Below are 14,945 nucleotides of genomic sequence, written 5' to 3'. Positions count from 1 at the left end.
CAATACTGTCACTAGGTGACATAATAAAAGTCCTCGCATTCCTGCGAAGACTTGAATTTACTGGTGGAGACGAGGGGAATCGAACCCCTGACCTTTTGAATGCGAGCCAAACGCTCTCCCAACTGAGCTACGCCCCCACAACTTATAATTGATTCCAAAATGCATAATCATCTAATGTATCAATATCGACAAATTCATCTCCGTTATCCCAGTATACAGGTACCACACACTCTGGATGACGTTGAATTAAAGTTCGCCCACCCGCATCACCTGTTAAAGACAAGAGTTCTTCTCTCCAGTCAGCACCAAACAATACAGGATGATATCCTCGTCCTTCAAAGTAAGGACGAATAATTATTTGACTACTTTTATAAGTTTGCCAGATATTAATTAATTTGTCAACCAGTTTTCCCGTTAGAAATGGCTGATCCCCAACAACAAAAAGGAAAGCCTCAAGATCTTGAGGCAAATAAGACACCCCACAAGCAATCGAAGATGCTTGTCCTAAATGCCTGTTCTTATTATAAATACTCGAAATATGATACTGAGCGCAAAGGCTTTGCAATGGCTGTTTGGGTTCGCCAATTACAGCAATTTTTTCTTTAACAGGTAATTTTTCAATCAAATTCAGTGCATAACTGAGCAACGGCTTGCCACGAAAAGATAATAGCAATTTCTCTTTTCCCATTCGATTCGCGAATCCTGCAGCAAGAACAATGACACCGATCTTATGATTCACCCACACACTTATCCACCTTTTCAACAGGTTATCCACAAGATTATCCACTTGTGTTTTCCCTTGAATTTCAATACTCAGCAGCATTTATCAACAACCTGTTTCTTACTTTCTCACGCTGTTATCCACAAGGGGATAACTTGTTCGTTTCTACAGCAAGAACCGTAAAAGACGCTTCCTTTCGTCCTAAGATAACGAAGCGTTCAATGGCATAAGCTGACTGACAAACACTGTGACGAAAATAATGCACAAGAAGCTCTTGTTGCATGCCTGTCAAGGTCTCTCCCCCAGTAAAAACCAGAATACGTCTTCCATAAGTTTGGCGAAAGATCCCTTCAGCATGCGTTGCTAAATCCAGTAAATCCGGCATTTCAAGCCTTTCATCCGGCGCTTTGTTAAGCAATTTTGTGACTTGCTCTGCTCGATGTACAATAGCTGAATCCAAGCGATAACCAAGTGCTTTCACATTTAAAACTCCTAGTGTGATGTACGATGTTACAGGTACAACAGGCTCCCAATCAGCAGGTGCTTTGACCCAACACCCTCTTGCACCATCACTTTCTACGAACATTAACAGTTGGGGATAAGTTTGGTAAAGAGCATCAATTTCAGTAGGTAAAATCCCTCTCAACTTACCTATTTCACATGCCGAGGCCCACACACAAATACTCTTTCCATCCCAGTTTTCCACAGAATTATCAACAGATTTATCCACAAGCATTGGTACTTCTAACAGCACCTTCAAGGGACTTATTTGGTCCCTTGACATCTTTGTTGTTGTTGTAATCAAACAAGAACATCCCCGACATTGGGCTTCCTGTGATAAAGCTAAAATCAATGCTGTTTTCCCGCCTGCTCCTACAACTGCAACAATACCTGCGTCTGGTACCTGCAAGACTTCACTTAGCGATAAATTCATCACATTCTCCCTATTTCCCGGAAATAGAAGTTGTAAAGTCACTATGGTCTTTACCATAATTTAAAGCGGCATTTAAAATAACGGCTGTTAAACTTCCTGCCGTAATTCCGCTGTGCATAACGACTTGCGTCCACTCAGGAAATTTATTATAAAAATCCGGCATAGCTAAAGGGATTAAGCCAATGGCTAAACTAACTGCAACAATCATAAGATTTTGTGAATCATTAAAATCTACCTTCGCCAGCGTCCGAATGCCACTTGCAGCTACAACGCCAAACATGACCAAGCCTGCTCCACCTAAAACAGCAGCAGGTACGGAAGCCACGATGGCTGCCATCTTCGGAAATAAACCAAGTACCATAAGAATAACGCCTGACATTGCTACAACAAAACGGCTTTTAACACCTGTTAACCCAATAAGTCCGACATTTTGTGCAAAAGCAGTATAAGGAAAACAGTTTAAAATCCCCCCTAAAATGGTAGAAAGCCCATCAGCTCGCAGTCCTCTTGTTAAATCATCCTGTGAAATTGGTTTGTCAATAATTTCACCGATGGCAATAAAATCACCGGTTGTCTCAACCATTACAACGATCATGACAAGAACCATCGAAAAAATCGCAGTAATATCAAAGGTTGGTAATCCAAAAGCAAAGGGCGTTGTCATCCCCAGCCACTGGGCCTTCATGACACTAGAAAAATTCACAAAACCTAAGGGAATCGCCATGATTGTACCAATAATGAGTCCTAACAACACGGCAATATTTTTTAAGAACCCAGTAAAATAACGATTAAAACATAAAATCATAACAAGTACAATACCAGCAAGTGAAATCTGTGGTGCCGTTGCAAAATCAGGCGAAGATGGATTACCGCCACCAACCCAAAGTACCGCTACTGGCAACAGGGAAATACCAATAATGGATATAATCGACCCTGTAACAACAGGCGGAAAAAAACGAATGAGACGACTAAAATAGGGTGCTACAAGCAAAGTAGCCAACCCACCCACAATAACTGCTCCATAAATCCCTGTTAGACCGTGCACCTTGCCAATCATGATCATGGGAGTAACAGCAGCAAAAGTAACCCCTTGAATCACAGGGATGCGGACACCAAATTTCCAAAATCCCATGGTTTGAATCACGGTTGCCAGTCCACAAGTAAACAAATCGGCATTAATTAAAAAAATCAGTTGATCTACTGGTAAATGTAATGCGCCTGCTAAAATCAAAGGCACAGCAACAGCTCCCGCATACATTGCTAAGACATGTTGAAAGCCATACGTAAACATTTGCCCAAAAGGCAATATTTCATGAACTGGATGACGTTGATCAGACATAATACACTTCTCCTTTTAGATTTATTTTGATATAAAAGACGCCCAAAAGACAAGCAAACCTCATCTTCGAGCGCCATTGCTACAACCATTTCATTACTACAGACAAGACATCACTGCTTTGTTGAACTTTTATATCATACCACACCCGCATTAGTTAAACAATCTTTGAACAGAAACGCCTCATCCTTCAGCTTATAATAAAATTCAAACCCGTTTCTCAATTATTTTTCCATTATAGAGACCAATTTTATTATATTGTTCATCCCAAAAACTCATATCGCGCATAGAATCTAAATATCCTTTAGAATAACCAAATTTCAACCAATCAGATTCTTTCTGAGCAAACAACCGTTCTTTATGGCTGACATTGCGGCAATCAAAAATATCCTCATCTTGGGCATTTAAGAAAATGTCTACCGCCCAACGGTCCAGAACGATTTCAGGTGTTTCCAAATAACGCTGATTAAGATCCTCCAATACGGACTGATAGCGATCAAAACCATCTGTTGCTACTGTAACAACATTATCATTTGGCCCCAAACGTAGATGTTTAGCCAGCTTAATGGCGCCAATAACGTTACAAATACCGGATGGACCAAAAGAACGAGCTAATTCTTCAGCAAAAGCACGCTCAACCCCTAATTTTACTAACGTCTCTAAACCATCATGAAATATTTTCAATCCCTGAATGGTTTCTTCATCTTTAATTAGAATAACAAAATCCGTTGTCAGCACGTTATGAATAAGAGTGCACATTTTGTCGCCAATCCCCTCAATACGATGCTGACCGCACCCTCCATTGGCTAAAGTGGAACATTCATAAGGCTCCAGAGCAGCAATCTTGCATTCAGGAAAAGCAACTTTTATTTGATCGCCTGCTGCGAGTGTTCCCGCTGATCCTGGAGCCGATACAAATCCGGCAATACGACCATTGCCAACACTTTGAACGGCCTCAATAGCACTTATTCCTGTAACATGACGATGAAAGCGATAATTAGGAAAAAGCTCAAATTGAGCCAAAGCCTTATACTCAGGATTTTTCATCATTTCATGCGTTTTTTCCAATGTTAAGATAACATCTGATTCCGACCCCGGTGTCAATTCTAATTGACCGCCATATTTTTCAATGCGTTCATAACGTTCTTTACTCATATTATCCGGCATGATCACGATAGCTCGAAAACCAAGTAACTTCGATATGTAAGCCGTACCAATTCCAAAATTTCCTGTTGAAGGCCCTAAAATAGTATGTTTGCCAGGAATAATTTCGCCATCAACTAGTCCTTCAATTAGAGTACTATAAGCGGGCCCTACTTTATGGGAACCAGAAGGAAAACCACAGCCAAGCAATACAACTATATTGGCTTCAATGCCTGTTAGCGCAGCAGGAAGAACTACTTTACGCGTTTTATTTTTACTGCTTTTCCAAGTAATATTAAATAAATTAATGGGATTCAATTCATCGGTCTTAAGCGCTGACAAAGCAGTTTTTCTAACATCAGGTGCAATTTTTTCCGGATGAAGCATCTCTTCATAAGTAGGTGAAAAAGGAATTTGTGGCATTTTCAAAAACCTCCTCAACAATTTATATTCAATTCATTTAACAATTATTGCTTTAAAGCAGCTGTGACTGCTTCGAGTGTTGGTTCAATTTTCGTCGTTGAACCAGTGGCAATAATAGCACTGTGAATATCTTTTAAGCCATTACCCGTAACAATGAGAACAACAGAATCCGTAGACGAAATAAATCCTAATTTTTTTGCTTTCAAAATACCCGCTACACCGGCAACACCCGCTGGTTCACCAAACACTCCAGCAGTCCGGGCTAAAGTGGTCATGCTACGCAAAATATCTTCGTCTTGAACAGCTACATAAGCGCCGCAGGACTCAAGAACCGCTTGCATTCCTTTATAAAAATTCCGTGGATACCCCACAGCAATAGAGTCAGCAAGTGTATCACCTTCCAGACAGGGCTGTAGGTCCGTTTTATTTTTCCATGCTGTAACAAACGGCTGACAGCCTTCTGCTTGGACGCCTAAAATTTTTGGCACCTTCTGTAACAGCCCAAGTTGATGCATTTCTTTAAATCCTTTCCAAACGCCTGCTATTGTACAACCATCGCCAACAGCCACAACAACCCAATCAGGAATTTTTTCTGCTGGTTGATCAAAAAACTGCTCAGCTATTTCAAGAGATACTGTTTTTTTCCCCTCAATTAGATAAGGGTTAATCGCGCAATTCCTATTATACCAACCAAACTGGCGACTGGCCTCCATACATAGTTCCCATGCTTGATCATAAGTACCTTGCACAGAAAATACCTGAGCTCCGAAAATAAGTAATTGCGCTACTTTAGCTTCTGGTGCCCGCTGAGGTACAAAAATCGTAGCAGGCAAACCTTGTGAAGCAGCAAATCCTGCTAAAGAAGAAGCCGCATTTCCCGTGGAAGCACAAGTAATGCGTTCAGCTTTTTTCTCTTGTGCTTTAATAACACCAATTGAACTGGCCCGATCCTTAAAGGACCCTGTTGGGTTACGCCCTTCGTCTTTTACATAGCATGTCTGTACTCCAAGTGCTGAAGCCAAACGAGGAACCTCATAAAGAGGCGTCCAGCCCACATGTAAATGACTGAGTAATTCCGGCTGCTCAATCGGCAGTAGTGGTAAATAACGCCATAGAGAACGGTTGCTGTCGTTTTGTAACTTTTCTTTCGTAAGTACGCGAGAAATTTTTTCATAATCGTAAAGAACATCAAGAATTCCTTCATGATAACCGCAGTCTGGACAATAATAATCTACTGAGCTACTTAAAAACTCCTTGCTACATTTCACACAACGAAGCCCAATGACATAACTCAAACTTGTTAACCTCCTGCGCAAAAAAACTCGCCTTTAATTAAAATTGAATTGAAAGGTTAATTCAGACATTACACATAGGAAACCTATTCTCCTGCTTATAGTTTGTATTTTTTTCTATAAAATTCCAATTCACTTATACTATAAAAAAAGAGGAATGCCGGAGCATTCCTCTTGTCATAAGCTTTACGATATTATCGTATGGAGGCGTAAACTGTTACGCACCCTAAATCAAACTATTTAATTGTCAAAACCCTAGTTGAGTTTACAACAGAATGACCTCCAAGTGAAAAAATGTCATATAAAACAACATCCTGTCCCATTGGACTCACCCTTCTCACTGGATTTTTACTTCTTTCAGTAAACCTTACCTTAATTCGATTATAAACGACATTCAGACAAAAAACAAGCCCTTTTGGCAATATTTTTAAATTTAATATTCATGAATAATCATTATCCATTATTCATAAATTAACCGATTTTAATCTGTATAATAATTAATTAAGCAGCCTGATAAAAGGATATCACGATCATCCTGCGAAAGATTTTGCATAATTAATTCAATGGCTGTTTTCTTGTCGGAATGAATAATATAAGCTGTCACTGTTTCTTTGCCACTCACAATAGCCTGACGAATCGCTGGAATATACAGCAAATCATCTACATTAATTTTTTCCTTGTCGTCACTGGCAATTGTAAAAGGTATCATTCCCCAATTGATAAGATTGCTGCGATAACGTTTTGTCGCATATTCAACAGCAATATTGGCATCTCCACCAAGTACTCTCTGACAAGAAGCTGCTTGTTCGCGTGCTGAGCCATCGCCCGGTTTTATGGCAAAAATAACGCTGCCTAAACCAGTATGAGTCACAAGCTGCTTTATCTGCTCCTCTGACTGTCCTTCATCTATAATCGGCAAAAATATTTTTGCTAAGTCATCGATAGCCCCACCTTCAGCAATCAGCTGCCGTTTCACTTCTAATTGCTGAATAGCCTTGGCTTTTCCCACATAAGCAGGATCTTTACGGGACAAGGTAAATTCGGCCAGACGCAAAGGATTAGAACGATAAGATGAAGTCTCGCCTGATGGAATCAGTTCATCTGTCGTTGTAACAGGATCATGAATGACTGAAGCAAATTTCAAAAGCAAATTTTCCGGTAAAGCACGAACTTTAGGCCATGAAATAATATTGGGTCCAAAAATAAGCTTTTCATCTGAATTTGCTTTACCAAAACCCTGATAAACACGATTGTCATAAATTTGTTTATTAAATTGATAAGTCTGCTGCGAAGGAGTAAATTCCACATCCGTAGCTGCTGTCAGTTGGCCCCCATTTAGAGCGGTCGCCGCAATCGAACGAGCATCCATTAAAGCTACCGATGCCAATTGTCCATCAACAGGCTTGGAACCTTCACGATTAATAAAGTTACGTGTAGTATGACGAATACTTAAGCCATTATTCGCTGGAACATCACCTGCACCAAAGCAAGGACCGCAGAAAGCTGAACGAATGCTGGCACCTGCAATTGTGAGCTGTTCAATAGAGCCATTATTCATTAATTCCAGAAAAACAGGCTGACTAGAAGGATAAACACTTAAAGAAAAATCACCGACACTCTGCTTACCTAAAATAGCTGTCATCGCCACAATATTTTCAAACGTACCGCCAGCACAACCCGCAACAATACCCTGATCCACTTTCAGCCGCCCATTGACAAGCTTCTCTGTTAAATTTAATTTCAAATGAGGATTCTCTATTTTTTGCTGCCCTTCTAACTCTACTTGGCGCAAAATATCTGCTCCATAATCATTCAGTTCATGCACTGTCCATACATTACTTGGATGGAAGGGAAGTGCAATCATCGACTCGATCTTACTTAAATTCACCTTTACAAGGCCATCATAATAACTCACTTCGCCTGGCTCCAGTTTTTGATAAGCCTCCTTACGCCCATGAATCTTATAGTATTTTTCAACCTGCTCATCTGTACACCAAATGGAAGATAAACAGGTTGTTTCTGTCGTCATAACATCAATACCGTTACGAAAATCAACAGAAAGATTTGAAATACCCGGTCCTACGAACTCCATGACTTTATTTTTGACAATTCCCTCTTTAAATACAGCACGAATAATAGCAAGCGCTACATCTTGAGGTCCCACGCCCAATTTCGGCTTTCCATCTAAATATATGGCGATTACTTCGGGACGAGAGATTTCGTACGTACGCTTTAATAGCTGCTTCACAATTTCCGGACCGCCTTCGCCAATAGCCATTGTTCCCAGTGCTCCATAGCGCGTATGACTGTCAGATCCAAGAATCATCTTACCACAGCCTGCCATCATTTCACGCATATACTGATGGATGACAGCCTGATGAGGTGGAACGAAAATTCCACCGAATTTCTTCGCCGCTGAATAACCGAAAATGTGATCATCTTCATTAATCGTGCCACCGACAGCGCACAAACTATTATGACAATTTGTCAACACATAAGGAACAGGAAACTCCTTCAGTCCACTAGCAAGTGCCGTTTGAATAATTCCCACATAAGTAATATCGTGAGAAGTCAGTGCATCAAACCGTAACTGAAGGTTTTTCATGTCATTAGCTACATTATGAGACTTTAAAATTCCATAAGCCATCGTTGCTGTGCATGCTTTTTCTTGCTCTATTTTGTCCTGAATGAGCGGAGATAACCCCGCCTGAGCCAAATGATGATTCACCTCAGCAATTGAACATTGATCCGCATCTTCGACGAGTACCTTGCCCTTAAGTAAATAAACACCTTTCTTCTTAACTTCCACCATACAAATCACGCTTCCTTCCAATGTATAAAATGAATTTTATCGGTACAATAACAATAACATACAAATAATACACGCAATTACCATACCAGGTGCATTCCGCTTAGCCACTTCCATCGGCGATACACCTGCCAATGTAGCACAAATAATCAATCCACCAGCTATAGGAGACATCGTTCGCCCTAAAGCGCCACCAATAGCTGCCATACTCCCCATATTCATCGCTGACAACCCAAATTGAGCCGCATCGACTGTTACAGCCTTGTTAAAAGCAACAGCTGATGCATCACCTGATCCACACATAATTCCTAATATAAACGGACCAAAAGCCGAACTTATTTTAGCTATGGCTGGATTGAAAATCATGGCATTTGTCAACGCCTTAATTAACCCAATTTCATTCATGCCACCTACAAACACAAGGGAACAAATAATAATACCAAAAACATGCCCGAAAGAATTTCCTACCCCCTGCCAAAACTCCTTTGAAATCTTTGCCGGGCTGACACGCGTCACAACAAAGGCACAAAATACACCAATAATCATGGCATGAGAAATACCGAGTGGTTTAAAAGCCGGAACCATATTTGTACTACCCAAAATCAAAATGACCAACGGAATGATCGGCACAATAGCACGCATTAAATTAATCTTTAACTCTTCATTCACATTTTCGACATTTTTGTCAAATATGCTACAGCCCTTATCTTCCTTACGTAAATAAGCAAAAAATAATAAGCTAAAAGCGCCAATAAGCCCGCAAGCCAATAAAGGCATAAAGTGATTGGCAACAATGTCCATCGGCGATTGTTGCGACACATCGGAAATAATAGCTACCTGTGCATATCCCGGATTAAACATAGCTCCATAAGTTCCCGCATAAATAGCCGCACCAGCAATAGCCGGATGAATTCCTGCCGAAATCATGAGTGGAATTAAAATGGATCCTACTGCAGCGGAACAACCTGCCGAACTTGTAATCGATGTATTGATAAACAAAGTAACAATCGTTGCCCCTGGTATAAGCAAAGGTCCAACTCGCTTTAATCCTTTAGCCAATAAATGAATCAAATGTTTATCACATTCTGTCACTTTCATGACCATGGCAAAACCCATGACAGCAATAATAGATTCAAAAAGCTTGTTTTCTTTCATAGCATGAGAAAAAGCATCAAATCCAGCCATGGGATTCCCGGCGATAGTAGCCATGATTAAACCTGAGCAAAACAAAACCATCCGTGTTTCCACTTGCCTAATCAATAAATAAATTGTAACGACAACAATAATACCACCTAAAATCAATAACACAAGATTTCTCCCCCTTCTTATCAATTATTTTTGCCTGTTAAAACTACTATATCACCTTCATTCTAAATCAAAATTTATAGAATTAATTGATAAATCTTAAACGGTGTACGGTATACCATTTAAGATAAAAAAACTCTTATTAGTAATGACAAACCTTTATGTTAAACCAAAGGTTTGCCATTTTTCTTCGTAACCAATTTGAGCAACTGCTGACGCGCATGCTCGACATGCTGTGAAACTAACTGCTCCATCAAATGAATATCTTCATTCATCATAGCCTGTAATATAGCTCGATGCTCACTAATTGCCTCAGTACGACGGACTTCATTTGAAACATTAAGTTTGCGAAACCGCCGAATTGACTCTTGCAACGTCCGGATAAACTCTTTTAACTGTGGCATCTTACTAGCATTCAAGACAATTTCATCAAATTTTTCCAAACCTTTAATGACTACCTCAACATCGCCTTTTTTTTCTACAAGATCTAACTTATCCAGAATAGACGTCAATGCAGCATATTCCACTGTGGAGAGGTGCGACATAGCAGCTTTAAAAGCTAAAACTTCAAGAACTTGGCGGATAGAATAGATTTCTATAATTTCAGCTAAACCGAGTCCTTTGACTATGGCGCCTTTACGCGGAATATACTCCAATAATCCTTCCATCTCAAGCTTACGGATGGCTTCCCGAAGGGGTGTACGACTTGCCCCAAATTTTTCGGCAAAATCCCGTTCTACAATACGCTCACCCTCCGCAATCTCACCATTAAGGATGGCATGACGAAGATAATCGTAAATAATATCACGTATTGGTTTCATTTTTGCAATTTCAGCAGATACACCATACTCATTCAATGATTTCACCCTTATTTTTAAGATTCTGAACACAGTATACCATATTCAATAAAAAAAAGAAATTTCTATTGCAAAAAAAGAGCCCTCTTAAGAGCTCTTTAAAGGTACTTTTGGACAGCCCTATCCTTATACATGATGCGATAACTGGCGAAAACAATGTCCTTCTCTTCTCATAAACATAAAGAATAGAATAAAAGCAATGATACAATCAATGGTCAAAAATACTGTCTGACAAGTTCCGCCCATTAATTGAAGTAAATCTTTTTCAAATATTACCAGAACAACAAAAGCAGGAATAGCCCCTATGCAACTTAAAACAATAAATTCAAACAACAAACCGAAGAGATTTCCCATGACTAAAGCAAAATTGCTTCTCATTCCTATCCTCTCCCTCTGTTATCTACTTCTAGTATATACCGAATATTAAATTAATTCAACCTTTTAATATAATATTTAATATTTAGTTAATTTTTACCTTTAAAGATATTCTGTAAACTAATAAATGAAACAAAAGGATTTTATAGAAAAATAGCGAAAAAAGAATATAATGTTCATTAGTATAATTAAAATTGAACTATTAGGAGGAAAAATGACTATGTCAACTAATAAGCCAGAAACAAACGAGGCTATTTTAGCTGCCTTTGAAACAGTCCTTCCCTACATGAATAAAATCGTTCGTGATGATATGGCTGTGGGATTAACTGACTTAAAAGAATATTTAGGTTACCACCACGCCGAACAATTTGAACTTGATTTACCTAAAGGTAAACCGATTGCAAGCATCGAAACAATTGAAGATTGTATTCGAACCGGCAAATCAACACATGCCGAGATCCCCCCTGATGTCTATGGAAGAACAATTAAAACCATATTTACTCCCATTTACGGAATAAATAATGAAATTATCGGAACTTTAAGTTCAGGTCTTGATTTAGAGCATAGTATGAACCTCATCAAAAATATCGAAGATCTCTCTTCTTCAACAACTCAAGCTTCTGAAAGTGTTGGACAAGTAGCAAAAAGTGCAAGTGATCTCGCTGCTGCCGGTCAAGAGGCCATTAAACGGGTACAAGAGTTAGTCAAAAAAAATAACGATACAACACAAATTCTTGAATTCATTAAAAATATCGCCGCTCAAACCAATTTATTAGGACTGAATGCAGCCATTGAAGCAGCCCGTGCCGGTGAACATGGCAGGGGATTTGCAGTAGTTGCAGAAGAAGTTCGTAAATTAGCCGATCAATCGCAGGATGCCGTAAAAAAAATTCAATTCACTTTACAAGAAGTCGCTCAGTCTATCTCAGAGATTAATAAATCCATCGAATCGACTGGTGCTATTAGTGAAGAGCAAGCAGCAACAACTCAAGAAATATCTTCTACACTAGAACAAATCAATGCTCATACCAAAGAATTGAGCCAGTACGTTGAACGCTATAAATAAGCATCAAAAACATAGTGCGTAGCAAAAAAAAATCCAGCACACTTCCCTGCGGAAATGTGCTGGATTTTTATTTAATTAAAGGCCCAATAAATTTAAAAGTTTCTGATCGGCTACCCCGCTAACTTTAAGTCCCCTATCATGCTGGAACCGCTTAACAGCCTCTTCTGTATCTTTATTAAAAAAACCATCCGCTCTTCCTTCGAGATAACCCAATTTTTTAAGTCTTACTTGGAGCTGGACTACATCTGCACCAATCGCTTCATATTGAAGTATACGCGGACTGCGAAACCTTTCACCTTCAATTCGTACCGATGTGCCCACAGGTACCCATTCAAAAAGTTCTTCAATATCCTTATTACACAATCGAATACAGCCTTGACTAATAAAATGTCCAATACTCCATGGCCGATTCGTACCGTGAATTCCATATCCTCCCCATGGCACATCAAGCCCTAGAAAACGTGTTCCAAAAATATCACCTGATCGATAGGACTTCCAAATAACAATCCAGTCACCAATCGGCGTTGGCGTACTACTTTTACCAACTGCAATCCGATACTTTTTATACAGATTTCCATCATTGTACAATTTTAGAACGCGATCAGAAATGTTGATGACAATCGATATTTTACCAGTTGGAGCTGACAGGAACTGATCAGAAAGAGAAATCAATTCTTGCTCATCTAAATATTCAAATCCTGCAATACTTAAAATTATACTAATAAGAAAAAGCGACGTAATCGCAAAATATGCTTTACGCCAATTGATTTTTACAGAAAAAAGTTTGATCACATCTGTTCCCCCTGCACAATAACTCGCTACATTATATGTGAGGGAACAAAAAAACATGTTTCATTATTTAGCTGCTGTATTCGCTGCGCTTTTCCTGGCTACTTCGTTAGCAGTTTCGGCTGAAGCTGGAATTGAAGCTGAACTTGAACTTGGAGCTCGGTTAGAAGCAGTATCACTCTGAATATTCATCTTAGCCGTAGTTGACTTGGACTTACTACTCGTTGTTGGAATTGTTGAATTCGTTGACGTTTTAGCAGTCGTGGATATACTCGTTGTATCGCTAGCAGAAGAATGCGACGCTTCCGCTACCTTTGTATCTTTCGGCAAAGCCGCCTCATATTCATTAGCCAACATTTGCGCTGATACCAAATAATCCTCATTGATGGTTATTCCTTGAATCTCAGCAATTTTCTTCCTCATTGCAACAATATCAGGCAACCAATAACTAATCTCATCAATATAAACAGGTCGACCAGAAACCATATCGGTTTGAATGCCTTGCTTATAAGCATCAGTGATGACTTTACTTAAACTCAGCATTTGACTAACTGGCATATCTGTCTGAAAAACAGAATTTGCTTCCTGAATCACACCAGGTAATTTAGTAATGATCGACGGACTCATAATATCGTCTAGCAAAGCTTTAGCAAATTTTTGCTGGCGCTCAATTCGACCAATATCTCCCATTTCATCATGACGAAACCGAACATATTGCAACGCTGTATTGCCATCCATATGCTGTAAACCAGGCTGCAAATCAATAAGACCATCATTATCGACTTCGCCCTCATCATAAGGATCATAATAATACATCCTTTTATCTACATTGATATCCACGCCACCTAAGGCATCAATCACTTTTTTAAACCCATCCATATTAATAGCTACATAATAATCAATAGGAATGCCTAACAACTCTGAGACCGTCTGCTCCGAAAGTTTAGGCCCACCATAAGCATAAGCATGACCAATTTTATTCGGCTCATAACCAGGAATTTTCACCCGACTATCGCGCGGTACCCACAACATAGACACATTTTTGGTATCTGTATCCACAGTAACTACACAAGTAACGTTAGAACGCCCAGGGTCATCTTTCCTTTTATTAATGCCTAACAATAAAATATTAATTTTTTTATGCGTTATGATTTGACTCACAATTGGACTATCCTGACTATGCAATCCTAAAAAAAATGCTCCTGCAATAACAGTTATAAAAGTAACTAACAGAGCTACGATAATAGCTATGCGTTTTATCTTATTTTTTCTCTGTGGAACGATAGGATTTTCTATTTGCGCCGCCAAAAAATACACCCTCTTTTTTCTGATAAAAGCCCCAATTCAGAAACCTATTATTTAATACTACAATAACAGAATATCAACAAAATGGTCAAGGTTTTTACAAATTAACTAAAATTTTGTCATTTTATTTTAACACGTAAAATAAATAAAAAGGGCCGCATTGCTGCGAACCCTTGATTTTTTTGGTGACACACCGGGGAATCGAACCCCGAACCTACTGATTAAGAGTCAGTTGCTCTGCCAGTTGAGCTAGTGAGTCATATATATTGGCTGGGGCACTAGGATTCGAACCTAGGGATGCGGGAGTCAGAGTCCCGTGCCTTACCGCTTGGCGATGCCCCAAAAGTGATTTACTAGAACATTATATTACTTTACAGCTGTTATGTCAATCATATTCTATAATATTTTAACGATAATTTATATATATTGATATGATTATTTAACTGGATACTTAGCCTTCTAGTGACCCGTAAGAATACATAATAAGTATCTCTTTGGTATATTTTATAGACTTAGACAACCTTGTATAGTACTATAGAAAGAAAGGAAAATCATCCTAAATTTCAAATTTATTCAGGAAGGTGTTTAGC

Annotated in this window: 12 protein-coding genes and 3 tRNA genes; 1 reads left to right on the top strand and 14 read right to left on the bottom strand. The window is 39.1% G+C overall.

The annotated features are described in order from the left end of the window. Positions 1–61 precede the first annotated feature (61 nt). The 10 genes from Ga0466249_RS20870 to Ga0466249_RS20825 all read right to left on the bottom strand — a co-directional run bounded on the left by Ga0466249_RS20870 (position 62) and on the right by Ga0466249_RS20825 (position 11,198). Positions 62–137 (bottom strand) — tRNA-Ala (locus tag Ga0466249_RS20870). Positions 138–142: 5 nt separating this feature from the next. Continuing rightward, positions 143–823 carry a nucleotidyltransferase family protein gene (locus Ga0466249_RS20865; RefSeq protein WP_215831425.1) on the bottom strand — a complete coding sequence of 227 codons (681 nt, stop codon included), beginning with the start codon at positions 821–823 and terminating at the stop codon, positions 143–145. 34 nt (positions 824–857) lie between these two features. Continuing rightward, positions 858–1,655, bottom strand: a complete 798-nt coding sequence (gene yqeC, locus Ga0466249_RS20860) for a selenium cofactor biosynthesis protein YqeC (RefSeq protein ID WP_215831424.1) — start codon at positions 1,653–1,655, stop codon at positions 858–860. A gap of 10 nt (positions 1,656–1,665) precedes the next feature. Continuing rightward, positions 1,666–2,994 (bottom strand): nucleobase:cation symporter-2 family protein, encoded by a 1,329-nt coding sequence (locus tag Ga0466249_RS20855; RefSeq protein WP_215831423.1) that lies wholly within the window; start codon positions 2,992–2,994, stop codon positions 1,666–1,668. 204 nt (positions 2,995–3,198) lie between these two features. Then, complete coding sequence (locus Ga0466249_RS20850; protein ID WP_215831422.1) at positions 3,199–4,557, bottom strand: PLP-dependent cysteine synthase family protein; 1,359 nt, start codon at positions 4,555–4,557, stop codon at positions 3,199–3,201. Between the two features lie 44 nt (positions 4,558–4,601). After that, the gene (locus Ga0466249_RS20845) at positions 4,602–5,852 is read right to left on the bottom strand and encodes a threonine synthase (RefSeq protein WP_215831421.1); all 1,251 of its coding nucleotides are present in this window, start codon (positions 5,850–5,852) and stop codon (positions 4,602–4,604) included. A gap of 478 nt (positions 5,853–6,330) precedes the next feature. Next, positions 6,331–8,661: a hydratase gene (locus Ga0466249_RS20840; RefSeq protein WP_215831420.1), complete on the bottom strand. Its 2,331-nt coding sequence runs from the start codon at positions 8,659–8,661 to the stop codon at positions 6,331–6,333. Between the two features lie 36 nt (positions 8,662–8,697). After that, complete coding sequence (gene dcuC, locus Ga0466249_RS20835; protein WP_215831419.1) at positions 8,698–9,966, bottom strand: C4-dicarboxylate transporter DcuC; 1,269 nt, start codon at positions 9,964–9,966, stop codon at positions 8,698–8,700. A 161-nt stretch (positions 9,967–10,127) separates the two neighbouring features. Continuing rightward, positions 10,128–10,820 carry a GntR family transcriptional regulator gene (locus Ga0466249_RS20830; protein WP_215831418.1) on the bottom strand — a complete coding sequence of 231 codons (693 nt, stop codon included), beginning with the start codon at positions 10,818–10,820 and terminating at the stop codon, positions 10,128–10,130. Between the two features lie 126 nt (positions 10,821–10,946). Beyond that, a complete protein-coding gene (locus Ga0466249_RS20825) occupies positions 10,947–11,198 on the bottom strand; it encodes a hypothetical protein (protein WP_215831417.1) in 252 nt (83 codons plus the stop codon). Positions 11,199–11,415: 217 nt separating this feature from the next. Between Ga0466249_RS20825 and Ga0466249_RS28100 the strand changes: the two genes are divergently transcribed. Continuing rightward, positions 11,416–12,261, top strand: a complete 846-nt coding sequence (locus Ga0466249_RS28100) for a methyl-accepting chemotaxis protein (RefSeq protein ID WP_281422689.1) — start codon at positions 11,416–11,418, stop codon at positions 12,259–12,261. Positions 12,262–12,336: 75 nt separating this feature from the next. Here Ga0466249_RS28100 and Ga0466249_RS20815 read toward each other — a convergent pair whose 3' ends face one another. The 4 genes from Ga0466249_RS20815 to Ga0466249_RS20800 form a co-directional block, all read right to left on the bottom strand. After that, positions 12,337–13,053, bottom strand: a complete 717-nt coding sequence (locus tag Ga0466249_RS20815) for a L,D-transpeptidase family protein (RefSeq protein ID WP_215831415.1) — start codon at positions 13,051–13,053, stop codon at positions 12,337–12,339. Positions 13,054–13,116: 63 nt separating this feature from the next. After that, positions 13,117–14,358, bottom strand: a complete 1,242-nt coding sequence (locus tag Ga0466249_RS20810) for an LCP family protein (RefSeq protein ID WP_215831414.1) — start codon at positions 14,356–14,358, stop codon at positions 13,117–13,119. Positions 14,359–14,538: 180 nt separating this feature from the next. After that, positions 14,539–14,614, bottom strand: a tRNA-Lys gene (locus Ga0466249_RS20805). 8 nt (positions 14,615–14,622) lie between these two features. Next, positions 14,623–14,697 (bottom strand) — tRNA-Gln (locus Ga0466249_RS20800). Between the last annotated feature and the right edge of the window lie 248 nt (positions 14,698–14,945).

The organism is Pelorhabdus rhamnosifermentans, from assembly GCF_018835585.1.
Taxonomy (GTDB): Bacteria; Bacillota; Negativicutes; order UMGS1260; family UMGS1260; genus Pelorhabdus; species Pelorhabdus rhamnosifermentans.
The sequence above is the reverse complement of the archived record's forward strand: the minus strand, read 5'-3'. Positions and strand labels throughout refer to the sequence as shown.

What these genes read in the sequence shown, in the direction of transcription:
- Ga0466249_RS20865 (WP_215831425.1), bottom strand. Translation starts at nt 823, where the DNA reads ATGCTGCTGAGTATTGAAATTCAAGGGAAAACACAAGTGGATAATCTT.
- yqeC (WP_215831424.1), bottom strand. Translation starts at nt 1,655, where the DNA reads ATGAATTTATCGCTAAGTGAAGTCTTGCAGGTACCAGACGCAGGTATT.
- Ga0466249_RS20855 (WP_215831423.1), bottom strand. Translation starts at nt 2,994, where the DNA reads ATGTCTGATCAACGTCATCCAGTTCATGAAATATTGCCTTTTGGGCAA.
- Ga0466249_RS20850 (WP_215831422.1), bottom strand. Translation starts at nt 4,557, where the DNA reads ATGCCACAAATTCCTTTTTCACCTACTTATGAAGAGATGCTTCATCCG.
- Ga0466249_RS20840 (WP_215831420.1), bottom strand. Translation starts at nt 8,661, where the DNA reads ATGGTGGAAGTTAAGAAGAAAGGTGTTTATTTACTTAAGGGCAAGGTA.
- Ga0466249_RS20825 (WP_215831417.1), bottom strand. Translation starts at nt 11,198, where the DNA reads ATGAGAAGCAATTTTGCTTTAGTCATGGGAAATCTCTTCGGTTTGTTG.
- Ga0466249_RS28100 (WP_281422689.1), top strand. Translation starts at nt 11,416, where the DNA reads ATGTCAACTAATAAGCCAGAAACAAACGAGGCTATTTTAGCTGCCTTT.